The sequence below is a fragment of the Nonomuraea sp. NPDC003560 genome, assembly GCF_042878785.1.
Classification (GTDB): Bacteria; Actinomycetota; Actinomycetes; order Streptosporangiales; family Streptosporangiaceae; genus Nonomuraea.
In genome coordinates, this window is sequence record NZ_JBIAOF010000014.1 from 288,551 (window position 1) to 311,488 (window position 22,938).

A 22,938-nucleotide genomic window follows, 5' to 3' on the forward strand; every position below is an offset into this window, starting at 1 on the left:
CGCCGCGGCTTGACCTACCCGGAAAACCGACAAAGCACCCAATTGGCGAAAAACGGGACAGGGAGTTGGCGTCTGGGCGCGAATCCAAGCCGACCCATCAGGGCGTGTTTAGCCTCGCCTGCCCCCGGGCCCAGGCGAGCGGAAGCGTCACGACCTGGGCCCGACCTGCCCAAAGATCCGCCAACTCCAGAACCGGAGTGCTTGCGCCGAGCGTCATACGGGCCAGACGGCAACCGTCTGAGCGTGATCTCGGAGGCGACCATGAACGACCTGCCATCTTCCGTGTTCATCCGTCCGGCCCCATCCCGGTCCGCGGCACGCGGCAAGGGCGTCCTTCCGCCGTCCGCGCTCTTCCGGGGATCGCCGCTCGCCCCTCGGCGGCGTTTCGGCCACGTCTTCGTCGTCATCGCGGTCGCCCTCTCGCTCGGGACGGGCGTGTTCGTCGGATTCACGGTCAGCCGCGGGCTGCAGGAGGAAGCCCAGGGGCGCGGGCCGGCGGGCGTCGTGAGGGCGGCCGTCCCGCAGGCGGCTCCGTCCGCGCCTCCCGGGCCACCGGCCGCCCAACCGCCCCACCCGGTCACGCGGCCGAAGACCGCGGCGAAACACACAGCGAAACACCCCACGAAGCACACGGCGAAGCACACGGCGAAGCACACGGCGAGGAAGCCGCAGCACGCGAAGAGGCGGAGGCACCACCACTCGCCGTGCGCCAGGTTCGAGGGGTTGCGGGCGCGCGTGTGCCACACGATCTTCCGCTGACTCTTGAGCTTGTCAAGAGTTGGCGATATAAAAAGATGGTGCACGAAGAGACCGCTGAGGACACGTTCTTCCGTGAGCTGGGAGGCGCCTGCGCCGAGCTGCGGCAGGCGTTCGCCCGGCACGTGGGCATGAGCCCCCACCGGGTCCAACTGCTCATCCGCCTGCGGCGCGACGGCGAGACCAGCCACAGCGAGCTGCGCCGGACGCTCGGCATCGACGGCGCGAGCGTCACCCGGCTGGTCAAGGAGTTCGAGGCCGAAGGGCTGGTCAGCCGCCGCCTGGACCCGGCGGACAACCGCTACACCCTGTCCGCGCTCACCCCCGCCGGCCAACGATGCGCGGCCGATCTCGACCGCTCGCACCAGGCGTACCAGGAGCGGCTCCTCGACGGCGTCCCGCCGCACCAGCGGGATCTCGTCCTGGACGCCCTGCGCCGCGTCCGCGCGAACATGACCGAACAGGAGAGCCGATGACCGAGGACGCACGAGCCGCGGCCCACCGCATGTACGCCGCCTTCAACGCCCGCGACCACGCCGCCACGACGGAGATCTTCGCGGCGGACTTCCACAGCCACCCCCTGGGCACGACCGGCCCCGACAGCGTCTCCCAGGCCTGGCGGCGGTTCCACGAGGCGTTCCCCGAGGTCCAGGTGGTCGTCGAGGACCTGATCGTCGAGGGGGACACGGTGGCCGTCCGCACGAGCGTGCACGGCATTCCCGACCGGGAGCCACCGACCATGCTGGAGATGTTGCGGGTGCGCGACGGACGGATCGCCGAACTGTGGGGCCTGTCCTCACTGCGACGCGACTCCTGAGCCCGGCCTTCCCCGCAACGCAGAAGAGGCCCCGAAGGGCCTCTGACCTGCTGTTGAAACCGGCGGCCGGCGCAAGGTCCCGAGCTTGCGCGGGCTTGGCCGACAGTTTCACAGTCCCGCCACATGAGCGCTCTGACCTGCGGCTTCTTCCGGAGGGCGGTTCCGGCGGGTCGGCCCGCCCTCTCGTCGGAAGCCGCGGGTCACAGGCTGCGGGCGGTGATGTCGCCGTTGGAGGTGGTGGCGTGGATGTCGAGCTCGACGGTGCCGTCGTTCTTGAGTGCGTTGGTGACGCGGCCGTGGCTGGTGCCGGCGTCCAGGGCCGCCGAGACGCCGTTGGCGGCGGTGATCGAGATGTCGCCGGACTGGGTGCGGAGCACGACCTTGCCGCCCGCGGCCTCGGCGATCCGGATGTCCCCGCGTGCGGTGCTGATCTCCGCGGGCCCGCCCAGCCGGCCGACCTCGACGTCGCCGTCGACCGCCGTGAGGCGGAGGCTCGCGGCCTCCTCGATCTCGATCCGGCTGTACGCGCCTTCGAAGGCGACGTCGCCGAGGCGTCCGGTGGTCCGCAGCTCGGCGCTGGCCGCCTTGGCCTCGACGCGGGAACCGGCCGGCAGCTGGACCGTCACCTCGATCGACCCGGACGGGCCGAGGATCTGGCTCTTCGCCGCGGTCGCGATCCGCAGGACGCCGTCGGCGTAGTCGACCGTGGTCTGCTCCGCCGCCTGCACGTCGCGGCTCTTCGAGGCGTTGGCGGGCCGGACCTCGACCGTGGTGTCGCTCCGGTCGTCCGCCACGAACTGCACGCGTCCCGCGGGGATGTCGAGGACGACGCGGACGGGGGCGGGGGTGGTGAACTGCATGATGCTCTCCTGCGAGTGGTGGTCTCCGACGCCCGCCCCTGGAGGGACGGGCACTTGGCCCGCTTCGCGGCCCTGGGGCCGCATCGCTGAACCGTTCATGGGTCAACCATCGCGGACCGCTCTGATACCGCGCCGTCACCGCCCTGACATGGCCGCTGACACCCGGCAGGACGCGGGCGGCCCCGCCGCCCTGCGGCCTCAGCCCATCGTCGCGAGGGTGTCGCGCAGCCGGCGCAGGTCGCGCATGCGGGCCTCGTACGTCGCCCCGACCACCACGAGCAGCAGGCCGCCCACGGCGATCGGCACCCAGCGCGGCACCGCGAGGAACAGCTCCGACACGTACGGAGCCAGTTCCCGCACCACGACCCCGGCGACCACGACCGCGCCGATCGACGTGGGCGCCTGGAGCTTGGACCGGACCCCGGCGAGCAGCACCGCCAGCGCCAGCACGCCGAGCGCCAGCGACCGCCGCCATTCGGCGTCCGAGTACACCGCCACCAGGCTGGGCAGCATCGTGAAGGAGAGACCCGCCCCGTAGGCGGCCCACGACGTGACCGCCGCGCCGCGCCGCCGCCGCCACCAGCCGGATCCCAGCAGCACCAGCGAGCACGGCACGGTGTACGCCTCGACGACGGTGACCTCGTCCGCCCCCAGCCGCAGCCACGACGCCAGCAGCAGCAGGACGGCGCCGGCGTACCTGAGACCGTTGCCGCCGCTCCGGCCGGCCGGCCCCGTCCACAGCGACATGAGCAGCACCAGCACCCCCGCCACGGCGAACCCCAAACTCCCCGCGACCAGGACGCGCACGCCCAGCGAGAGCCCCGCCGCCACCGCCTCCAGGCCGAGGAACAGGGCGGCGAAGCCGACTCCCCAGAGCCGGAGCTCCTTCAGCCTGGCCGACAGCGCCATCGCGGCAGCCGCCGCCGCCAGGATAGGCAGCACGATCAGCGTCGCGGGCTCGCTGCCGAACGCGTACGCCGCCGCCCGTACCGAGACGGGAGCGGCGAGGAGCGCGCAGGCCACCGCCCACCAGGGCGTCCGGCCGCGGGTGGCGGCCACCGCGAGTGCGACGGCCGACGCCGCCTGCACCGCCGTCGCGACGGGGTAGGGCATCCCGAAGGCTTGGGGGGCGACCGCGATCGCGAGCATCCCGGCCACCAACGCCCCGGCCGCCGCCACCTTGACCAACCACCCACTGTTGCCGCGCCCGGCCGCCGCCAGGAGGGCGGCCGCCGGTATGGCCAGGACCACCACGTCCACCGGCGACGCCATCTCGAACGGCGGCCACTCCCGCCCGTTCCAGGCGCCCGTCCAGAGGACGTCCAGCCAGGCGAACGGCGCCGCCAGGGTGACCACCAGCCGGGGCAGCACTGTCAGCGTGGTCAGCAGCGCCACCAGCCCGCCGGTGCCCATGACCGCCGCCCGTACCCGCCGCCAGGGCAACCGGCAGGCGGCGAGCACCACCCCGAGCGCCGGGACGAGGTAGGCCAGGGGACGCCAGTCCGTGCCCGGACCGTCCAGCATCGGTTGCGCCAGCGCCGCCGGCACGGCGATCAGCGTGAGCGCGGTCCCGACGGCGACCGCGGAGCCCCAGATCTCCCTCTCGGCGTCGCCCCGCCTGGCCAGCAGCCAGGTCACCCACCCGCCGAGCAGCACCAAGGCGACCAGCGGCACCGACCTGACCAGCGCCTGACCGACGGAAGGCGATCCCAGCGCGTACGGCACGCCGCTCAGCAGGGCGAGGACCGCGACCGCGCTGCCGGTCGAGGCGCCCGTCACCCGCACCGCCCCCCGGCCGCGGCGGACCAGGGCGACGTCCAGCGCCGCCGTCGCCACCAGCGCGGCCACCAGCCAGGTCACCGGCCACTCTCCGACCAGCAGCGCCAGGACCGGCTGCGCCAGCACCACGGCGACGGGAGCAGGCCCGCGAAGCCGGGTGATCCGGGCATAGGCCACCAGGATCAGCGCGGTGAGCCCAAAAACGCCCGCCGTGTACTGCAACCCGTCGAGGGAGTCCGCCCCGAGGAGTCCCACCCGCCTGGCCGCGTAGCCGTCGAGCAGCAGCAACGCGACCGCGAACCCGGCCATGGTCTCAGCCGTCGCGGTGAGCCTGCGCCGGATCAGCACGACCGGCGCCAGCATCACCAGCGCGGTGAACACGGCCAGCACGGCCGCGCGCCCGCCTATGCCCAGCCGGCCCCAGCTCACCACGGTGAACACCGCCGCGGCCACCGTCAGCAGCAGACCACCGAGGATGAGCAGGACATTCTTCGCAGTACCCGCGGAAACCTCCGGCCTCGCCGCGCCAGGGCCCGCACCCCCGGACCCGGCCGCCACCCCCGAATACGGCGGCAACGCGCCTGCATAGGGAGGCACCGGCCCTGGATACGACGGAAACGCGCCCGCGTGGGGAGACACCGCACCTCGATGCGGCGGCGACGCGCTCGCGTCAGGAGGCGCCGCCTCCGCGAACCCCTGCCCCGCCGCACCCGCGCTCGCCCCTGGCCGACCCGCCGCACCGGCGCTCGCCGCTTCGGCACGTAGGGCGCCGAGCAGTTCCGCACGGCGGGCCTGCAGCCCGGCGAGCTGGTTCCCCAAGCTGGCGAGAGCCTGGTCCACCTGCCAGAGCTCATGCGCGACGGGGCCCTGGAGAGGCAGCGCACATCCCGGGCATCTGGAAACCGGCCCCTGAAGCCCGGCCCCGGACAACATCACCCCGCAGTCCGGACACTTCATATTTCCCTGCACCGACACTCCGTTTGAGCCCGACGAGATGACCCATATTGCACCGTGACGTCCTTGCGAATCACTGTCATCGGTTGTCGTAGCGGATTCCGGTTCGAGTGATCGAGCGGCGGATCCGCGGTCCGGTCTAGGCTGACGGCCACCCGAAACGATCCAGGAGCGCGCATGGGCGGGGCGACCTCGGCAGACTACGCCTGGTTGAGCGACCGGTGGACCGACGGTGTCGGCACCACCGTCTTGTGCATCACGTTCGTCCGTGACCTGTCCCCCGCCGACGCCCTCCGACGGATCAAGGTCACGCCTGGCACTCGCGGCGACTTCAACGTCGCCGCCTACGCCGCTCGGGGCGGAACCGTCCTCGCCGACACGGGATGGGCCACCAAGTACGTCAGCAACCTGGCCGAGCCGTTGTCATTGGGCACGGCCGTGGCCATGGTGTTCGCCGATGTCGAGGACTCGGACTTCACCTACAGGGTGAACGACCGCCTGATCACCACGTTCGGCCTGTACGGCTACCGCTACCGGGAGGGCGACGATCCCGACCGGCTGCTCGCGGATGTCCGCGAACTGGGCCTGTACGACGACGGGGACGGATACCACGAAGACCCCATCCCCGGCGCTCTGGCCCTCGCCTCCCGCGCCACCGGCGTACACCTGTCCAGCGCCCACTACGCCCGACCGGCCCTCACGGGTTCGACCGATCACCTCATGGCAGGTTGACCGCGCCGAGGACTTCGGCGACGGCCACCCGGCGCCCGTCCCCCTCCTCGGGTCTTCACGACGGTCAACCGCACCACGACGTGCGGCGCACCGCTCGCCGGTGATCCCCGCAGAAACGTCAGATCCACGTGCCACACTCCCCGTGATCACTCAGGAGGGAGAAACCGGTGCGCAAAATCACGCCCGCGGATTACGCATGGGAGCCCGACTGCGCCTCCTCGACGTAGCGGACGTCGATCTGCCCATCAGGAACCCGGGACGCCGCCACCCGCCTCCGCACGCCGGACCAGCGCCAAGAACGTGACCAGCACCGCACCCGCCGAATAGTGCAGTATCGGCCCGAACCTGACGATGTCCCAACCGCCGAACTCAAGCGTTTCCCGGCAATCGTCCACGATGACCCGAACAGCGTAGGGAAGGCTGAACACCCCGGCGAAGACCACGAACAGCGCCACCGTCACCCATGCGGCGCATGCCCCCCAACCGCCACGAAGGGCGAGAGTCGCACACAGCCCCAGCGCCATCACCCCGGTGGGCCAGCCGGACAACTCCGCGGAGATGGTCCCCCAGTTGATCTCGATCAGCCAATCGAACTTCCCGGGTTTCCACGGCTCGGCACTCAAGGGGCAGGCATAGCCGTGCGCCGAGTAGGTCGGCCCGTCAGAAAGGCGCCACTGCAAGGCACGCAAAGCGGGGGCCGCCAGAGCCGCCAAGGTCAAAAGGGGCACTCCCCAGCGCGGAGGAATCGCCGATAACGGAAGCAATACAGCCGCCATGTGATCACAGTAAAAGGGCGCCCAGCCTAGATCATTTCCCGTACGTATGTCAGCAGGCACCCTTCACGGCGGCGGGGAGCTCTCGGGCAGCTTTCGCTGAACCTGCATCCACAATGGGCCGATGCGGGAACGTGGGTGCATCTGGGACGGCTGTGGACGAACGGCGATCCGTTCCTCGCTGTCGACGCTTCACTGCGCGACGCCTGGCGCGGGTTCAGCGGCAACCAGTACGACCGCCTTGTGGATCTCGGCCCGGAAACCGCCGGCATCCCGGTCGGAGCCGGCCGAGCGGTCCTCGCCGGCACCGACGGAGTCGTCCGCGACGACAGCTGGTTGGAGGTCTTCGAGGCAGACGACGGCGCCATCGCCATCGTGCAGGCCTCCGGACCGCCGTCGTCGCACGGACGACCGTCGCGCGACGGCGATCCAGACCTTCTGGTGACGACGACGTGCACGACGTTCGCATTCAAGGTGCGCTGGCACACCCAACTGGACGACGAGAACTGTTTCGCCCGGTGGCTGCTGATCCCGCATGAACCTCGCGATCAGCCGACACCGGAGTGATCGCCGCCGGCGACAGAGAGGACAACAGATGATCACTTTCGACGGGACCTTCTATCGCATCACGGATCCCGAGTTCGAGATGACGATCCCGGCCTGGGTGGGATACGAGCCGGACACCGCCGACGAGGCAGACGCGACGATCACTTTTCCCGACGGCGCACGACGATATGCGACCCTCATGACCCTGGATGCCGTCCAGCGCAAGATGGACCAGGATGCGCGCACCGGCGAGTCTCCTGGCGGCAGGTACTTCTGGTGCTCGGACTTGATCATCGTTCGGGACGTGGGGTACGAGGGGATGGCGGCCGCGATTCGCGATCTGATCTCGTCTGGAGAGATCGACACAGCATGCGGCCTGCTCGGCCCTCTTACCGATGACAAGGACGAGTGAACGCCCCGGCTCCGAGTGGAGCTGCGCGACGTGGATTTCTGCCCGGTGGCGGCACGCTCATGGCGCGTCAATCACAGCGACGAACACAGATTCGTTCTGTCGGTCCGCTGCTCTACGGTGTGCCGTTACGACGTCCTCTGTTGTGATCGGAGTGGTGAGCATGGGGTTGACGACGCCTTCGGCGCCGTTCGATTTGGCGGCTGTCTTCCCTGAACTGGCAGGTCAGCACCGGACCACGGTTCGTCTGCATCCACGCCGGGGAGAGCCGGCCGTCACGGACAGCTCTCTGGGCGGGCCGTTGTTGTGGCCGGCTGATGAGCCTTGGCCGATCTGTCCTGAGCCGCTGTCTCATCACCCCTCGGAGGGGTGGGATCCACTTCCGCTCGTCCCGGTCATGCAGCTGTTCGCCCATGACGTTCCCGAGCTGCCCTTCCCCGCTGACACCGACACCCTCCAGATGTTGTGGTGCCCGCTCGATCACGAGCCGTACTCTCAGCCTCATCCGATCGTGCGCTGGCGTAAGGCGGAAGAGGTCGGAAGTCTGCTCACCAAGGCCCCCGAGCCGGATCCTGACAGCGACGACTCGTATCTCCCCATGGCTTGCGTCCTGTCGCCGGAGCGGGTGGAGGAGTACCCGGATGGCTGGGAGCTTCCCGATGAGCTCATGGCTCGGATCAGTGCATGGCAGAAGGATGCCTCGAACTCTGACGACTGGAGCTACTTCTCGCACCTCTCAGCTGCTCCAGGGAGCAAGGTCGGAGGCTGGGTGGACTGGATCCAGGATCCGGTGCAGTTCGAATGCGGCAGAGGCCATGAGATGGCACACCTGCTGACCATTGCGAGCTGGGAACTCGACATCAAGAGCGGCAGGCGTTGGGCGCCCGTCGAAGAGCGTGCGCTGCTTACCCCTCACGCCCCTGAAGAAGTGCAGAACCCCACCGATCTCATGATCCAGGACGCTGGATCGCTCTACATGTTCGTCTGCCTGGAGTGCCCTGAGCGCCCAGTGGACTACATCAGCCAAGGGTCATGACTTCACCGCCGCGGTGATCGGCCGGTTCGGCGACAGCCTCCGCTGGGTGTCGGCGAGCTGCGTCACAGAGGGATCGGCAGTGCCGAGTGGGGGCTGTCCATCAGTGCTTCGTCCAGGCGGACGCCGCTTTCCAGCTCCACCACGGCGAGGCAGGCCGCAATGATGTCCACCCTCGCCTCCGCGTCCTCGCTGTCATAGCCGCTCGCGAGAAGGTCGATGTACGGGCTCAAGGGACCCAGGTGGTCTGCCCATCTCGTGAAAGGCGGAGGGGCTGGATCCGGGTGATGGAGGTAGCCTTCGACCTGGCCGTAGCGGGCGTACATGCTGGTGTTGCCTTCGATGTCGAAGGACACGTACCAGTGCCGGAACCCCTGGCCGGCGAGTCACTCGGTCAGCTCCGTACGGTCGCCGCCCGGGTTGACCCAGTCCAGCGTGACGATGCCGTTGCCGACCTGGTAGAGGCTGATGGAGCCGGTGCTGCGCGGCAGTTCGTCGGGGCCTTGGAGGGTGGCGAGATCCGCCCGGAGCCGGCGTACGGCGTCTTTGATGGACAGGACACCGGAATCGGGAAGCGTCACCGTGTAGGCGATGGTGTCGAGGTGGCTCAGCATGTCGCCGTAACGAGCGACGATTCCGTCCAACACGAGACCTTGAGTCATTCGGTGATCCCGTGCTGCTTCAGGCGGGCGACCAACTCACCCATGTCCCTGGCGCTGGACCAGGCCTCGCCTCCGACGCTCAGCCGTTCCTTGCCCCCTACCAAAGCCGTGCCTCCGGGTCGCCGGCCGACCAACTGCGGATCTTCGAATATCAGCCCCTGCGGAGGCACGAGCATCAGCTCGGCACCCGGCGGAAGAGGTTCCCCCGGGTCGTGCACCTCCAGTTCCTGACCAGGATGCTCGCGCGGGAACGCGAGCATCCTGGTACCGACCGGAAGCGCTTCTTCAAAATCTGCGACGGATCTGCGCGGCTTCCACTGCTCGACCGGGACCTTCGGATCGCTGACCACACCACCCTGGCTGAGCTCTATGTAAACGAGCCCATCAGGGATCGTTTTCCGCCCCCTGACGCCCTTGAGCGCTTCCGTGACACGCATCCGCAGGACGACGCGATGGTCCAGAGGACCGCCGGGATAAGTCTTCAGAACGGGGCCCTGCTGCCAGCCGTCGATTGTTCCGGCTGCCACGACGGGACGGTCCGCGGCGAGTTCTTCCGGCGTTCTGTACGGGTCGAAGTCGGCCTCGACCACGCGTAACAGCGACAGGTCCAAAGAGCCCTTCGCCTCAGAGCCGGGGGCCTGCACCTGCTTCGGGCCCGCTTGTGTCGCGAGCGCGCCGCCGCTGGGTCCATCGCAGGACAGGGCCGCCGTGGCGGCGAGGGCGAGCGCGGGAAGGGTCTGCTTCCTCATCGTTGTCCTCCCTCGTGGTCAGGCCCGGGAACGGACGCAGGTCGGCGATGTCGTGAGCATTGTAGGTGTGGATCCAAGACCCGCTGGGGTTGCCGGTCCGCGCCAAGGACTCGTCCATGGGCGGGGAGCAAGTGGTGTACCGGTCGCGTCCCCCGTCCGGACCGCCTGCCATGAAACTCAGGTGCGGCGTCGCGTGGACGCCCTTTAGGCTGTGCCGACGAAGCCCGACTTGTATCAATCTTGGTGAATCGGGGATGCGTGAGGTATGACGAGTCAATTGTTCGCGATCTGCTTCAATGCGATCCGTCCCTCGGACCTGGCGCGGTTCTGGTCGGGGGTACTGGGCTGGGAGATGGCCGACGGCCCTGACGACGATGTCGCGATCCTGCCGCCCGACCCTGCCGGCTTCCGCGTCCGCTTCCTGCCGAGCCTGGAACCGAAGATCGGCCAGAACCGGGCGCACTTCGACCTGACGAGCACCTCCCCGGACGATCAGCAGCAGACGGTGGCCAGAGCACTGAGACTCGGCGGGAAGCACATCGACGTGGGCCAACTCCCGGAAGAGGGACATGTGGTGCTCGCCGACCCGGAGGACAACGAGTTCTGCGTCATCGAGGCGGGCAACAAGTTCCTCGCCGACACCGGCGTCATCGGTGCATTGGCCTGCGACGGCACCCAGGAGGTCGGCTACTTCTGGAGCGAGGCGCTGCGGTGGCCACTGGTCTGGGACCAGGACCAGGAGACCGCGATCCAGTCGCCGAGCGGCGGCACGAAGATCACGTGGGGTGGTCCTCCGGTGGCGCCGAAGACGGGCACGAACAGATTGTGCTTCGAGCTCGTGACGCCCGCCGACGCCGACTGGGAGGCGGAGGTCGATCGCCTGCTCTCGCTCGGGGCGACGCGTACCGGCGAAGGCCATGGCGGCCAGATCCTGATGTTCGACCCGGACGGCAACGAATTCTCCGTACGCAGCCCCCGGTAGCGCGGCTCTGCCCGTCCGGTCCGTGTTTTCGATACATCGCACATTCCGTGCCAGTTGCCGGCTTGCGGTCGTACGGACCGTGCTGTGCCAAGGCGGCGCCGGATGCCGCAGGTGGTGCGGAGCCCAACCGTCCCCGTGCGGGCCAGGCTAAGATCGTTTCCAGGTCGTAGGCGGGCACGATCGGGCCGCTGTTGGCCACGGAAAGCTCCGCTTCGCCGTCGCTCAGCCTGGTCGTCACCCAGCCCTCGCCGTCCTGGAAGTTGTGCCTGATGGCGTTCTCCACGAGATTCTGCGCCAGCCGTTCGAGCGGGACGGGGTCGCCCTCGGTCGGCGCGGACGCCAGCGTCTGGTGCAGGACGATGCTCTTGGCGCCGACCTCCTCGCCGGCGTGGACGACGACGAGGGAGGCGACCTCGGACAGTTCCACGGGCTGATGGCGTCCCAACACGGGCCTGTCGCTCTCGGCCGGCGCGAGCAGGCCGTCGATGAGACGCTCGCGCCGGGTGTTGACGACCAGCAGTGATTCGCCGAGCCGCTGGGTGTCATGGGTGGTATCGGCCTGCGCAGAGCCACGTCCCACGCGAGCGTCCGCAGGACCGACCGCATCCCCAAGGAGGACACCGGCGGGCTGACCGTCCTGGCCACCTCCCTGGACCTGCTGAGCACACTCGACGGACGCATGGGCACCGGACGCCGGCTCGACGAGGCGATCGCCCGCCGGCCCGCCGTCGTCCTCGGCTCGGTCGCCGCCCAGTGGCTCGGCGTCAGCCGTACCGGAGTGCAGGGGTGCGTGGGCGACCGGTGGTTCGCCGTGACCGGGATCCTCGCCTCGATGCCGCTCGCGCCGGAGATCGACCGTGCCGGAGATCGACCGTGCCGCGCTGATCGGATTCCCGGTCGCGCGGGAGCGGCTCGGCTTCGACGGTCACCCCACCACCGTGTACGAGCGGTCGAGCGAGGAATCGGTGGAGCAGGCCGCGGGCATGCTCGCGCGGACGGTCAGCCCGGAGCGACCGCACGACCTCGCGGTCTCCCGCCCGTCGGACGCGCTGGCCGCCGGCGCCTTCGCCGCCACCCGGGCGGGAACAGCGTCCTACTTGGTCAGGGATTCGGCGACGAGTCGCCAGATGTCCGCGGCCAGGTCCATGTTGCCGCTCTGCTGGGCCTGCTCGGCGAGCTTGCGCAGCCCGGCGAGCGCCGCGTCCTGCTCGCCCTCCATGAGCAGGACGCGGTTGCGCAGGACGTCGAGCCGCATCCGTTCCTGGTAGGTGAGCAGGTCGTCGAAGTGGGTCAGCCGGTCGAGGACCGTGCGGGCCTCGTCGAGGTCGCCGGCGAGGACGGCGATCCGGGCGCGCACGGCCAGCAGTTGCTGCTCGATGGCGGGGGCGCCCGCGAACGGCATCGCGGCCTGGACTTCGGTGACACGCCGCCGGGCGGACTCCGTCCTGGGCGGATCGGCCCTGAGGTCGAGCCGGGCCGCGCCGAGGCGCAGGCGCATCCAGAGCTTCAGGTCGTCACGGCCGTCGAAGCCGTCGATGGCCTGGTTCATCAGCTCCGCGCCGGTGTCGAGGTCGCCCTGGCGGACCCGGATGTTGGCCACGGTCCACACGGCTTGCGCGCGCAGCGCTCCCGAGATCTGGTCCGCCAGCGTGAGCAGTTCGTCGGCATGCCGGGCGGCGTCGGGAAGCCGCCCGGCCTCGGCCAGCGCCGACACCAGGGCCAGCAGCGTGGAGGCCCGCACGCGGACGGGCAGCGCTTCGCGTTCGGCCAGCTCGTAGGCGTGTGTTGCGGCATCGACGGCGCCGGCGATCTCCCCGGTGCTGCGCATGCAGCGCGACAGTGCGGCCAGCACCCTGGACTGCAGCTCGGGCAGCCCGATCTGCGCGCTCAGCGTGACCAGCTCGTCGAGGCAGACGCGCTGCTCGGCGTACTCCTGACGCCACTGACGCCATTCGGCGACTTGCCAGAGGGCCTGCCAGCGCAGCAGGGGGTCCTCCCCGCGGGAGGTTTTCAGGGCGTCGCTGAGGGTCTGGCCGCCTTCGTCCTGACTCAGGCCGGTGGCCAGGGTCAGGCTCTCGGCCAGGGAGGTGGCGGTGGACTGGGTGAGGGCGGTGGGGCTGATGCCGAGCTGGGTGGCCAGGTGCGTGATGGCCCGTTCGGTGGGCTGACGCGCCCCTGATTCCAGCCGGGACAGGTATCCGGTGGACATGCCCTCGCCCGCGAGGGCTGCGAGCGTCAGGCCGCGTTCGGTCCTCAGTTGCCTCAGTCGGCGGCCGAAGAGTGGTTGTTCGAGCATGTCCGAACTCCCGGGTAGCGGTTGACGTCGTCCGACGTCCGGAGGGTAGCTCACTTGCCTCGCTCAAGACAAGTTCTTGCCTAGGGCCAACGTTGGCGCCGTGCGGCTTTGGCAATCAATTTTGGCAACTACTTGCCAAGACTGTGGCAACGGCCGTAGCGTTCCTGTCGTCGCCAACGGACCTCGTCAACGACAAGCCAGAAGCAACCCGAAGGAGCACCGCCATGCCCATCGCCCTCACCGACCAGGACCAGCTCACCCTGCGCACCGCCGCCTGGGGCGCCGTCTCGCTGATGTCCGCCGCCGGTGCCGCCGGCTCGGCCCACAAGGCCGCCGCCGAGGGCTCCGTCGCCCTGACGTCCGCGACCGGCCTGGTCGGGCACGTGCTGGCCAAGGCGCCCAAGGGCGTGAAGTACGGCAGGACCGTGGCCGAACTCGCCGACCAGGTGCTGCCTGCCCTGAACGCCTCCATGAGCCTGCTCGCGAAGTCGGCACCGGCCGAGGCCGACAACTTCCGCCGCACCGTCCTGGTCGCCGTCGAAGCGGCCACCCACGGGAGGCCCAGCCCCACCATGACCGAGATGGCCCGCAAGATCAGCGCGGCCCTCGACACCGCTCCGGCCGCGCCCGAGGTGAGCACGGCGAGCACCGTGGCCGGGCAGGATCGCCCGGAACTGCAGGAGGCCATGCAGGCGTACGTCGATTCCGGGGTGGCCACCGGCATGCAACTGCGGGTGAACGACGAGCGCGGCGAGTGGGTCGGCACCGCCGGGGTGCGCGAGCTGGGCTCGCCGGAGAAGCCGCCGGCGGACGGACGGTTCCGGGTCGGCAGCTCCACCAAGACGTTCGTCGCGACCGTGGTGCTGCAGCTCGTGGCCGAGGGCAGGATCGGACTGGACAGCCCGGTGGACGGCTACCTGCCCGAGTTCGCGCTGGACGGCCGGATCACCGTACGGATGCTGCTGCAGCACACCAGCGGGATCTTCAACCACACCGGCGAGTACTACGAGGACGGGACGTTCGCGCCGGGAATCCCGTGGTCGGGCAAGGAGTGGGTGGACGGCCGGTTCCACACCCACCAGCCCAAGGAACTTGTCCGGCTGGCGCTGTCCAAGCCGGCGCGCTTCGAGCCGGGCACGGACTGGAGCTACTCCAACACCAACTACGTGCTGGCCAGGCTACTGATCGAGCGGGTCACGGGCCGCTCGTTCGCCGAGGAACTGCGGCGGCTGATCGTGAGCCCGCTGGGACTGACGGGCACCGAGGCGCCGGGCACCTCGACGGAGATCACCGGCCCGCACGCCCACAGCTACTACCGGTACGAGGACGGCGGCCAGGAGCACACGGTGGACGTCACCAGCCAGAATCCTTCCTGGATCTCCGCCGGCGGCGACATGATCTCGACCACCCAGGACCTGCACACGTTCTTCTCCGCGCTGAACAGCGGCCGGCTGCTGCCCGCCGAACTGCTGACCGAGATGCGCAAGCCGGACCCGAAGATCGGCTACGGCCTGGGGATCTTCGAGCAGGACCTGGGCGAGAACGGCGGCACCGTCTACCACCACAACGGCGGCATGGCCGGCTCCGCGGCGCTGATGTACAGCACGCCCGACGGCCGCAAGACGATGACGGCCTCCGTGACCTACGTGGACGACGCCGCCCTGTCCAAGGCGGCGGCCTTCCAGCAGGCGACACAGCGGCTCATCGCCGAGGTGTTCGGCGACGGCCGGCCCGCGAACTGACAACAGCGACCAATCCCCCAGAGACGAGGACATCATGAACACGACGATCAGCCGGCGCACGGCCGTCGCGGCGCTCGCCACGGCGGTGCTGGCGGGGACCGCCTCCCCCTCCGTGGCCGTCACCCCCGCCATGGCTGCCGCCCCCGCCTCCAGCGCGCAGGATCGCCCGGAGCTGCGCAAGGCGATGAACGCCTTCGTCGACGCCGGCTTCACCGGGATCCAGCTACGCGTGCGCGACCAGCAGGGCGACTGGGCCGCCGGCGCCGGGGTGCGCAAGCTGGGCTCGGCCGCCAAGCCCCCGGCCGACGGGAGCTTCTGGGCGGGCAGCATCATCAAGACCTTCACCGCGACCATGGTGCTGCAACTGGTGGCCGAGGGCAGGATCGGGCTGGACAGCCCCGCCGCCGACTACCTGCCCGGCTACGGGCTGGACGAGCGCATCTCCGTACGGATGCTGCTGCGGCACACCAGCGGGATCTCCAACTACACCGGCGAGTACAACCCCGACGGGACGATGGACGAGCCAGGCATCCCCGCCAACGGAGACGAATGGGTGCCCAACCGCTTCAACAGCTACGAGCCCGAGGACCTGGTACGTCTGGCGCTGTCCAAGAAGCCGCGCTTCGAACCCGGGACGCAATGGAGCTACTCCAACACCAACTACACCGTGGCGCTGCTGCTGATCGAGAACGTCACCGGCCACTCCTACGCCACCGAGCTGAAGCGGCGCATCACCGGCCCGCTCGGACTGCGGGGCACCCTCGCGGCTGGCAACCGCACGACGGCACTGCCCGGCCCGCACGCCCACGGCTACTACCAGTACAAGGACCGCGTGATCGACATCTCCCATCAGAACCTCTCCCTGCTGACCGGCGCCGGTGACCTGATCTCCACCACCCAGGACCTGGCCACGTTCTTCTCCGCGCTGAACGGCGGCAAGCTCCTGCCCGCCCCGCTGCTGGCCGAGATGCGCACGACGATCCCCACGTCCATCCCCGGGCAGGACTACGGCCTCGGCATCTGGGCGCAGGACCTGGGCCCCGGCTGCGGCACCGTCTACCAGCACAACGGCAGCCCGCCGCACGGCTACGGCGCGCTGATGTACAGCTCGCCCGACGGCAGCAAGACCCTGACCGCCTCGGTGACCTGGCTGGACTCGGCCACCAGAGGTTCGGCGAAGGACTTCCTGACGCTCGTGGACGCCCTCGTCAAGCAGGAGTTCTGCGACACACCGACCGGACAGACACGGCCGGACAAGCCTGGCCCTGCCTTCTGAGGAGCCCGTGGCCGCAGGGGCGTCGGGGACGGCGATGTCGGCGGCCGAAGTGCCGTGGAAGGCCGGCGATCGCCGTAGACATCCGCACACAACGCAAGAGGCCCATCCCCGCGTTTCCGCTGGTGACGGGCCTCTTCACGATGGTGGGGCACAGGGCAGCCGAACACGGCGGCCGGCCTTCTATACGTGCTCTACGCTGCGTCCACTCCTGGAGAGCCCGCGGCCTTCCCATCAGGCACCCAGGAGTCATAATCCGGCTGGATGAGGACGATCGCCAGCATGGCGAAGGGTGCCAGCAGCCCAACGGCCGGCCAGGCAGGCAGGCGAGCAAGCAGCGCGGCCACCATGCTGAGCGGGAAGGGCGCCAGCGCGAATGCCACTGCCAGCTTGACCTCGGAATCCGAATCGGGAGTCGGCCAGTGGAGGAGGAGCAGCAGTAAGAACCCGACCGCCGACCCTGCCAAGGCCGACTTCAACAAGAGACGCACAGAGTGATTGTCACGGATCGGGACGGACAGGTCGATGTCCAGGAGCCGGATACGTGTGCAGGTTCGTCAGCCCCAGCCCGCCGGAAAGGCGTGATCATGACGAGATCTGCCGCTGCGAAGATCCCTGGCTTATGAGGCGACGAATGGCCCTGGTGGTTCTCCTGGTGACCGCATCCATGGTGACTTCAGGGCCGGTCGTGCGGGCCGATGCCGTGTCGGATCCGGCCGACGCCATTCAGCGCCAGCTTGTACCGGGCCATGGAGTGAGGATCGTCCAGCGCACCCGGTCGAACTGGTTCGGCAGTTGGTCCACCCACAAGCCGGTGCGCGGCGTCGTGGGGTTCGGCAAGGGCAAGATCGTGGCCACAGACCTGACGAACTTCAACATTGGACGCCACGGGACCCGCAACATCTGCATCGGAAAGCGCGGCTACCAGCTGTACGCCGAGCCCGACCCCGACCAGCCGCTGCCGCCGGGCAAGAGGTGGGTCACGTACGAATGGCCGTGCCGGCTCGTTCTGAAGTCCGGCCACCATGTCAGCCTCAGCGACCCGGCCACCCTCAGAGCAGTGTTGGCCACCACCGCCCGCAAACGGCCCGCCGGAGTCTACGACGGCGTGCGCACCACCCTCCACGAGGGCACCATCACCTTCGCACAACTCCACAAGGTCAACCCGGCCATGCGCATCGGCTTCCGCAGCAAGCCCACCGGCGAGTACGCCTCCTGGAAGGTGTCCTGGCGGTTGTGGATCGGCCGTGACCAACTCGTCCGCAGGGCGTGGAGCGCGTGGCACGACCCGAACGACAGCCGCGACAAGTCCGCCACAGAGAACCCGTACTACGCCTTCGAAGAGGATCTCCGGTTGTCGAACTGGGGGATGAAGGCAGACATACAGCCCCCGCCCGCGGATGAGACCGTTTCGTCGGAGGAGTTGGACGACTGACCCGAACGCCACGCCCGCCGCTTGACCGCTTCCGACATCGGCGCTCTGAACACCCCAGAACGAGACCCACTGAAGATCAAAGCCCAGGCCGACGACCTGGGCTTTTGTATGAGTGGACCTCAGGACTCGAACTCCCGACATCCTGCCTGCAAAGCCGCACACCGATCTCGCTCCACCAGCGAAGACGCGCGTGCAACGGCACTGATCGCGTTCCCCGTCACTCCCCGCTGTTCCCCTTCGCCTCCCGCTCCATCGGGCACGCGACGGGCACAGGTGCCAGACTCACCACGTGATCACCGATGCGCTTATGTTCCTCCAGTCTTGGTACGCCTCCTGCTGCAATGACGACTGGGAACACAGTTACGGCGTGACTATCGACACCCTGGACAATCCGGGATGGCACGTGAAGATCGACCTCGTCGACACACCTCTTACGGGGGCTTTGCTGGACCCCTCAAAGGTGGAACGCACCGAGGATGACTGGATACATGTCTGGAGCGACGGGATCCGCTTCGAAGGAGCATGTGGGCCCCTGAACCTCGGTGAGCTGTCGGAAGCATTTCGCGACTTCATCGACAATGCCGTCCCCGTCACTGACTGACGCTCTCACCAGGTGGCCTCAGGCTGGCTGCCCCGGGGGAGCCCGACGGCAGCTTCCGGCAGAGCCGACGGCTACGCGGCGCCTCCGGCCTCCTTCCGGTCAGCGCCGCCCACTTCGCTCTCCGATGACCGGCTAACGGATTTGCGCCACGCCCGGTGCCGCGTCCGACCGGCACATGCACACAGCAGCCCAAGCATTTGAAGGCTGACGTAGACGAACAGGAATCTGTAGGCATTCGGCCACACACGCCCGTCGTTGACAGCGAACACGAAGAAGAAGCCAGCAGCACCCCAGCCCAAGCTGATCAGAATAAGCGCCCGACCGGCTCTGTACCAGCCAGATCGGCGATACGCGTCCACACCGCGAACTGTCCCACGAACACCTCACCCCAACAAGACCGCCTCCGGCGGATACCTCTCGCGCTGGAGCCCGTACGGACTTTGGATCTCTAGGCTGACGGGAGGCTTCGGATCCATAGGACGGCCCCGCGTAGGTACAGGCCAGATGGCTGTCGGGTGTCCTGTCGAACCGGAAGCCGGCCCACTCCGCTGTCTGATCCGGTTGATGCAGCGTTCGGACGTGTTGCGCTGCTTGTAGAGATCGGGATCACGGGCGACCGGCCGGCCGCCGGCAGATGGGTTAGGTTGATCGAGATGAGCACATATGAGGACTTTCCGGCGGAGCTGGTGACCGAGCGACTGCGGTTGCGACGGTGGGTGCCGTCGGATGCAGAGCAGTTCCGCGGGCTGTGGTTCGAGCGGGACCCGCGAGTGCCGGCGGCCCGGCGGATCGACGCCGAGGGACGGCCGACGATCGAGGACGTCCGCCGCTGGCTCGTTGACAATCCGCTGACGGCGGCTCCTGGGCTCGGGTTGCTGGCCATTGAGCTGCGCGACACCGGTGAGTTCATCGGGTATTGCGGATTGACCGTCGGCCAAGGATCGTTCGACGAACCTGAGATCGCGTACGAGCTGGCACAACGAGCTCACGGCCATGGTTATGCGACAGAAGCCGCCCGTGCAGTCTTGGAAGCCGCGATTCGAACAGGGCGTCACCGCCTCTGGGCCACTGTGCGGGAGTGGAACACGCCCTCGTTCCGCGTCCTTGAGAAACTCGGCTTCCACCGAAGCGACCGCATCGACGAGGACGTCGAACACGGCAACTCGATCTGGATGACGCGCGTACTCGACCCCCGATAGAGACGCGAGCATCAGCCACCAGATCTCGCATCTCGCGCAGGTGGCCGCCGCCGAAGCCTCGACGGGACGCAAGGGCGGGCGGTTGCCGAACGGTCGTTTGGTGCGGCCGCGCATCGTCTCGACCAGCCAGGCCCGATCGGCGGCCGCCTTCACCGCTATGACAGGATCGCCTGGACGCACGCACCCCGCCCCGAACGCCGCACGGCCCGCAGACGGCCTCAGCGCCCCCAACCCTCACCTCCCGGCGATGAGGCCAGCACGGCCACATCCACCCCCAGGGCCGCGAGATGCCGAGCCTGGCCGCGATCTCCTCGTCGGCGAGATCCTCGTAGTAGCGCAGGACCAGCACCGCGCACTGTCTGGCCGGTAAGGCCCGCAGGCGCTGCCAGATCTCGCCGAGCTCGTGTTCGTCCTCGTGGACCGGGGCGGGAACCTCCTCCGCGAGGTGCTCCAGCCGTCGCCTACGCCACCAGCTCACATGCTGCCGGGCCATGATCGTCCGAACGCGCCCCTCGGGGTCATCCTTGTTGCGTACCCGCCGCCATGAGGAGCTCAGTTTGAGCAGAGCCGCCTGGACCAGGTCGGCCGCATCGTCGGCGCTGCCAGTCAGCACCAGGCCGTAGCGCAGCAGCGCATGGCTCCTGGCACGGACGAACTCCTCGAACTCCACCTTCCAGGGACGCACGAGCCGACGTCCTCGTTGCAAAAACCTTTCAGGTCGAGCCCGCACTGATCATTCGATAGCAGGCCGAGCTGATACGCCTGCATGCCGTCGGGAACTTTCACCACCGAGTGGCCTGCACGCCCCCACCAGGGCGGGTGTGCAGACCACTTCGCACACCCGTGCGGACCACTTCGGAAACTGACACTAGCGCGGCATACCCACGAGCTGCTCTTCGCCGACGGAGGAACAACTCACGCCCGTGCGCACATCGCCGGTTCCAGTCATCAGCAACGATGCGACCTTCTGGATGTACAAGATCCCGGAGGCAACCAGCGAGGGCGTCACCACGCTCATCGCTGAACGCCGCCGGTACTACGCCGACGCTCTCAACGAACGCGGACCGGTAGGCAGACCTGTGCACAGGGCTGATCGACCGGCGCTGGTATCTCGGAGGCTCCATATGGCCGGGCAGGGCCTTAGCTCAGGGCGCCAGCATGGACATCACCTCGGGCGGCAGGGCCGGATTGGCGGCCGCGGCTTCCACCACCTGCCAGTCGTCATCGGTGAGCAGCTCGACGATGGTCTGGGGCGGCAGGGCCGGGTGACCGGCGGCGAGGGGTCTGGCCTGCCCATCCAATAAGCAGACCAATAGCGCCGCAGCCGTCGCGTTGGGGTGCCGGGCGATCTCCCGCAGTGCCTTGCGCACCGGCGGCCCGTGCCGAGCCAGGTCCTCCAGCAACTCCGGTGAGGCCTCCGGGTTCTTCGCCACTTTGGCCATGACCCGTACCCCGTGCCGCTGCACCATTGCATGCAGCCGCGCGGCGGACAGGCCCGGGTGCGGAGCGATGGACTTGACCACCTTGGCGTCGAGATCGGCGGCCAGCCCATCGCGGATCTCAGGCGGCAGGTCACGTCGTTCGGCCAGCAACATCCGCATGACCGGATGTGGTGAGGCGGCCAGCTCCTCGATCTCGGCGCGCGAGGCGGTGGCGATCCTCGGCAGCAGGGGGAACCGATTTTTGTGTCGTTGGCCAGGCGGGTGAGCACATCGAGCGGCACTCGCGGGGTTGAAGGCGAGGCCGCGCCGCACGTCGGGGTCGGCGTCGGCGGCCAGCGCGCGGATCAGGCCGTCGCCGATCGCGGGATTGGCGGCCAGGGCGGCGCGGACACCGGGTTCCGGGCTGGCAGCGAGATGTTCGTAGACTGCCGCAGGCAGATCGGCGCGGACTGCCAGTGGCCAGCGCAGCAACATCGAAGGATGGTCGGCAAAGCCGACGACGGACGCGGTGGGCGTAGCCGGGTTCCACAGGGCATTCACGCGCGTCTGGTGAACGGTGGACTCATGAGAGCCGTCGCATGCGGCGGCTGGCGGCAGGTCGCAGTCGAGCCTGAGGCAATCCGGATCGTGGTAGAACGGCGTCTCCTCCTGGTCACAGACCAGACACCGCCTTGCTGGCGGCAGCCCCTCGCCGTTGACCAGCGCGGCCAGCACCGCCGGCGGCGCCGCCTCGTTGCCGGCCACCGCGCAGCGGACCTCGGCATGGGGATGCGCCGCGAGCCGGGCCGCCATGTCCGCAGTCGCCTGCAACGCCACCTCCGCGACAACCCGTGCCTCCGGATCGACGGCGAGGATCTCCTGCGCCTCAGCAGGGAGACCGGGACAGGCGGCCAACCGTTCCCGGCGTTCGTTGATCGGATCCGCCGCCAGCAGGCGCGCCCAGGCCGGACGACCGGCGCCCTCGGAGAGCAGTGCCAGGGCGGCAAGCGACTGCGCTTCAGGATCGACGTCATCAGCCGTCAGCAGCCCCCGCTCTGCGAGCCGTCCAGCGCTCTGTTCGACGCGGGAGACCAGCGCGACCGCCTGCGCGTGGGTGAGGTCCTCCCGCTCGGCCAGACTCACGGCGATGTCCTCGTCAGCAACCACGATCAGCCGGTCGACCAGATCGGGCAGAAGGGCTGGATTGGTAGCGAGGCCGCAGAGGACAGAGTTCACAGGAGCATCCTGCCCGGGTCGTGATCACATGGCTCGTGATTATCTCCGTGACGGCGAGGTCTTACCTCCCAACCGTCGCCTTGTTGTGCACGAGACTTCGGTCTCCCGCGCAGACGACTTCGGAAATCGACACACAGATGATGATCTCGATTTCGTCCTTTGGGCTTCGGGGCCGTTGCAGGAACGTTGGCATGGCATAGCCCGGTTCCATCGCGGGATCCACGAGCGAGAGCGTGCCTCTGGCCGCCATGCTCAGTCATCATAAGGACGAGGTCACGACGCGTTCGAAGCAACGTAGTGGCCGGTAGCCGGTGGCGTCGAGCTTGGCCGGTTCGGTGCCAACGATTCGTTGATCACGCAGAGGGTCAGGCGCAGTAGCACGCGCCCGATACCAGCGCTTAGAGGGCGGCAAGAGTGCTGCCGAAGCGGCTGCATCGCCGTCCCAGTGTGCTTGATTCCTTCCGGAGAGCTCTGTGACGCTCCGTCCTGAGGTGGACGCGCGCACTATGGCAGCCGGCGTCGCCGCAGACACGTCTCGAGCGCAGCGGTCCACCAACCGTGATCGCGAATGAATACATAGGGAACGATTGAATCGCCCCGAATTTGATGGAGACCTCAGCGGTTGATTGCGATGGGTTCGTTGGGGTGGTGTTGAGCGTAGTAGAGACCTTCGAACTCCTCTG

The 22,938-nt window shown here is 68.7% G+C and carries 22 protein-coding genes and 2 pseudogenes; 13 read left to right on the plus strand and 11 right to left on the minus strand.

All coding sequences use genetic code 11. From position 1 onward, the window contains the following. The first annotated feature begins 794 nt into the window (after positions 1-794). Positions 795-1,232, plus strand: coding sequence for a MarR family winged helix-turn-helix transcriptional regulator (locus ACFYUV_RS42955; protein WP_387679817.1), 438 nt, complete (start codon positions 795-797; stop codon positions 1,230-1,232). Then, positions 1,229-1,573, plus strand: coding sequence for a nuclear transport factor 2 family protein (locus ACFYUV_RS42960; protein WP_358289875.1), 345 nt, complete (start codon positions 1,229-1,231; stop codon positions 1,571-1,573). The genes ACFYUV_RS42955 and ACFYUV_RS42960 overlap by 4 nt, the downstream gene beginning before the upstream one ends. Before the next feature lie 200 nt (positions 1,574-1,773). Here ACFYUV_RS42960 and ACFYUV_RS42965 read toward each other — a convergent pair whose 3' ends face one another. Continuing rightward, on the minus strand, positions 1,774-2,436 hold the full coding sequence (locus ACFYUV_RS42965) for a DUF4097 family beta strand repeat-containing protein (protein ID WP_387679886.1): 663 nt from the start codon (positions 2,434-2,436) through the stop codon (positions 1,774-1,776). Between the two features lie 195 nt (positions 2,437-2,631). Further along, positions 2,632-4,809, minus strand: coding sequence for an SCO7613 C-terminal domain-containing membrane protein (locus ACFYUV_RS42970; protein WP_387679820.1), 2,178 nt, complete (start codon positions 4,807-4,809; stop codon positions 2,632-2,634). 534 nt (positions 4,810-5,343) lie between these two features. Here ACFYUV_RS42970 and ACFYUV_RS42975 point away from each other — a divergent pair. Further along, on the plus strand, positions 5,344-5,898 hold the full coding sequence (locus ACFYUV_RS42975; RefSeq protein WP_387679823.1) for a DUF6461 domain-containing protein: 555 nt from the start codon (positions 5,344-5,346) through the stop codon (positions 5,896-5,898). A gap of 245 nt (positions 5,899-6,143) precedes the next feature. On the opposite strand, the gene ACFYUV_RS42980 is transcribed toward ACFYUV_RS42975, so the two are convergent. After that, positions 6,144-6,674, minus strand: a complete 531-nt coding sequence (locus tag ACFYUV_RS42980) for a hypothetical protein (RefSeq protein ID WP_387679826.1) — start codon at positions 6,672-6,674, stop codon at positions 6,144-6,146. Positions 6,675-6,809: 135 nt separating this feature from the next. Here ACFYUV_RS42980 and ACFYUV_RS42985 point away from each other — a divergent pair, with 135 nt between their 5' ends. The 3 genes from ACFYUV_RS42985 (at position 6,810) to ACFYUV_RS42995 (ending at position 8,662) form a co-directional block, all read left to right on the plus strand. Beyond that, entirely contained in the window at positions 6,810-7,238 is a 429-nt protein-coding gene (locus tag ACFYUV_RS42985) for a hypothetical protein (RefSeq protein WP_387679829.1), read from the plus strand. A 28-nt stretch (positions 7,239-7,266) separates the two neighbouring features. Then, positions 7,267-7,629, plus strand: a complete 363-nt coding sequence (locus ACFYUV_RS42990) for a hypothetical protein (protein ID WP_387679831.1) — start codon at positions 7,267-7,269, stop codon at positions 7,627-7,629. Positions 7,630-8,023: 394 nt separating this feature from the next. Beyond that, positions 8,024-8,662, plus strand: coding sequence for a hypothetical protein (locus ACFYUV_RS42995; protein ID WP_387679834.1), 639 nt, complete (start codon positions 8,024-8,026; stop codon positions 8,660-8,662). 62 nt (positions 8,663-8,724) lie between these two features. Here ACFYUV_RS42995 and ACFYUV_RS43000 read toward each other — a convergent pair whose 3' ends face one another. The 3 genes from ACFYUV_RS43000 to ACFYUV_RS43010 are packed head-to-tail and all read right to left on the minus strand — an operon-like array spanning position 8,725 to position 10,070. Further along, complete coding sequence (locus tag ACFYUV_RS43000) at positions 8,725-9,015, minus strand: hypothetical protein (protein ID WP_387679837.1); 291 nt, start codon at positions 9,013-9,015, stop codon at positions 8,725-8,727. 30 nt (positions 9,016-9,045) lie between these two features. Next, the gene (locus ACFYUV_RS43005; protein WP_387679840.1) at positions 9,046-9,303 is read right to left on the minus strand and encodes a hypothetical protein; all 258 of its coding nucleotides are present in this window, start codon (positions 9,301-9,303) and stop codon (positions 9,046-9,048) included. 14 nt (positions 9,304-9,317) lie between these two features. After that, positions 9,318-10,070 (minus strand): hypothetical protein, encoded by a 753-nt coding sequence (locus ACFYUV_RS43010; RefSeq protein WP_387679843.1) that lies wholly within the window; start codon positions 10,068-10,070, stop codon positions 9,318-9,320. Between the two features lie 265 nt (positions 10,071-10,335). Here ACFYUV_RS43010 and ACFYUV_RS43015 point away from each other — a divergent pair, with 265 nt between their 5' ends. Then, on the plus strand, positions 10,336-11,052 hold the full coding sequence (locus ACFYUV_RS43015) for a VOC family protein (protein WP_387679846.1): 717 nt from the start codon (positions 10,336-10,338) through the stop codon (positions 11,050-11,052). A 199-nt stretch (positions 11,053-11,251) separates the two neighbouring features. Here ACFYUV_RS43015 and ACFYUV_RS43020 read toward each other — a convergent pair. Next, positions 11,252-11,335 (minus strand): annotated as a pseudogene (locus ACFYUV_RS43020) (hypothetical protein); the annotation flags it as partial. On the opposite strand from ACFYUV_RS43020, the gene ACFYUV_RS43025 reads away from it, so the two are divergent. After that, entirely contained in the window at positions 11,315-11,575 is a 261-nt protein-coding gene (locus tag ACFYUV_RS43025) for a hypothetical protein (protein WP_387679889.1), read from the plus strand. The pseudogene ACFYUV_RS43020 and the gene ACFYUV_RS43025 overlap by 21 nt on opposite strands. Positions 11,576-12,145: 570 nt before the next feature. On the opposite strand, the gene ACFYUV_RS43030 is transcribed toward ACFYUV_RS43025, so the two are convergent. Next, a complete protein-coding gene (locus ACFYUV_RS43030; RefSeq protein ID WP_387679849.1) occupies positions 12,146-13,348 on the minus strand; it encodes a helix-turn-helix domain-containing protein in 1,203 nt (400 codons plus the stop codon). Between the two features lie 224 nt (positions 13,349-13,572). On the opposite strand from ACFYUV_RS43030, the gene ACFYUV_RS43035 reads away from it, so the two are divergent. Together ACFYUV_RS43035 and ACFYUV_RS43040 are read left to right on the plus strand one after the other, a co-directional pair. Further along, positions 13,573-15,090, plus strand: coding sequence for a serine hydrolase domain-containing protein (locus ACFYUV_RS43035; protein WP_387679852.1), 1,518 nt, complete (start codon positions 13,573-13,575; stop codon positions 15,088-15,090). 34 nt (positions 15,091-15,124) lie between these two features. Beyond that, positions 15,125-16,366: a serine hydrolase domain-containing protein gene (locus tag ACFYUV_RS43040; protein ID WP_387679854.1), complete on the plus strand. Its 1,242-nt coding sequence runs from the start codon at positions 15,125-15,127 to the stop codon at positions 16,364-16,366. A 191-nt stretch (positions 16,367-16,557) separates the two neighbouring features. Here the strand turns inward: ACFYUV_RS43040 and ACFYUV_RS43045 are convergent, their stop codons facing one another. After that, positions 16,558-16,854, minus strand: a complete 297-nt coding sequence (locus ACFYUV_RS43045) for a hypothetical protein (RefSeq protein ID WP_387679856.1) — start codon at positions 16,852-16,854, stop codon at positions 16,558-16,560. A 53-nt stretch (positions 16,855-16,907) separates the two neighbouring features. On the opposite strand from ACFYUV_RS43045, the gene ACFYUV_RS43050 reads away from it, so the two are divergent. The 3 genes from ACFYUV_RS43050 to ACFYUV_RS43060 all read left to right on the plus strand — a co-directional run bounded on the left by ACFYUV_RS43050 (position 16,908) and on the right by ACFYUV_RS43060 (position 19,598). Next, positions 16,908-17,798 carry a hypothetical protein gene (locus ACFYUV_RS43050; RefSeq protein ID WP_387679859.1) on the plus strand — a complete coding sequence of 297 codons (891 nt, stop codon included), beginning with the start codon at positions 16,908-16,910 and terminating at the stop codon, positions 17,796-17,798. Between the two features lie 289 nt (positions 17,799-18,087). Further along, a complete protein-coding gene (locus tag ACFYUV_RS43055; protein WP_387679862.1) occupies positions 18,088-18,399 on the plus strand; it encodes an immunity 53 family protein in 312 nt (103 codons plus the stop codon). A 653-nt stretch (positions 18,400-19,052) separates the two neighbouring features. Continuing rightward, on the plus strand, positions 19,053-19,598 hold the full coding sequence (locus ACFYUV_RS43060) for a GNAT family N-acetyltransferase (protein WP_387679865.1): 546 nt from the start codon (positions 19,053-19,055) through the stop codon (positions 19,596-19,598). Positions 19,599-19,890: 292 nt separating this feature from the next. On the opposite strand, the pseudogene ACFYUV_RS43065 reads toward ACFYUV_RS43060, so the two are convergent. Together ACFYUV_RS43065 and ACFYUV_RS43070 are read right to left on the minus strand one after the other, a co-directional pair. Then, positions 19,891-20,328, minus strand: a pseudogene (locus tag ACFYUV_RS43065) (sigma factor); the annotation flags it as partial. A gap of 415 nt (positions 20,329-20,743) precedes the next feature. Then, positions 20,744-22,255, minus strand: a complete 1,512-nt coding sequence (locus tag ACFYUV_RS43070; RefSeq protein WP_387679868.1) for a hypothetical protein — start codon at positions 22,253-22,255, stop codon at positions 20,744-20,746. Positions 22,256-22,938: the final 683 nt, after the last annotated feature.

Bases quoted from the DNA above. Each gene is read 5' to 3' on its own strand.
- ACFYUV_RS42955 (WP_387679817.1), top strand. From the start codon at position 795: ATGGTGCACGAAGAGACCGCTGAGGACACGTTCTTCCGTGAGCTGGGA.
- ACFYUV_RS42960 (WP_358289875.1), top strand. From the start codon at position 1,229: ATGACCGAGGACGCACGAGCCGCGGCCCACCGCATGTACGCCGCCTTC.
- ACFYUV_RS42975 (WP_387679823.1), top strand. From the start codon at position 5,344: ATGGGCGGGGCGACCTCGGCAGACTACGCCTGGTTGAGCGACCGGTGG.
- ACFYUV_RS42980 (WP_387679826.1), bottom strand. From the start codon at position 6,674: ATGGCGGCTGTATTGCTTCCGTTATCGGCGATTCCTCCGCGCTGGGGA.
- ACFYUV_RS42990 (WP_387679831.1), top strand. From the start codon at position 7,267: ATGATCACTTTCGACGGGACCTTCTATCGCATCACGGATCCCGAGTTC.
- ACFYUV_RS42995 (WP_387679834.1), top strand. From the start codon at position 8,024: ATGCAGCTGTTCGCCCATGACGTTCCCGAGCTGCCCTTCCCCGCTGAC.
- ACFYUV_RS43010 (WP_387679843.1), bottom strand. From the start codon at position 10,070: ATGAGGAAGCAGACCCTTCCCGCGCTCGCCCTCGCCGCCACGGCGGCC.
- ACFYUV_RS43015 (WP_387679846.1), top strand. From the start codon at position 10,336: ATGACGAGTCAATTGTTCGCGATCTGCTTCAATGCGATCCGTCCCTCG.
- ACFYUV_RS43030 (WP_387679849.1), bottom strand. From the start codon at position 13,348: ATGCTCGAACAACCACTCTTCGGCCGCCGACTGAGGCAACTGAGGACC.
- ACFYUV_RS43035 (WP_387679852.1), top strand. From the start codon at position 13,573: ATGCCCATCGCCCTCACCGACCAGGACCAGCTCACCCTGCGCACCGCC.
- ACFYUV_RS43040 (WP_387679854.1), top strand. From the start codon at position 15,125: ATGAACACGACGATCAGCCGGCGCACGGCCGTCGCGGCGCTCGCCACG.
- ACFYUV_RS43060 (WP_387679865.1), top strand. From the start codon at position 19,053: ATGAGCACATATGAGGACTTTCCGGCGGAGCTGGTGACCGAGCGACTG.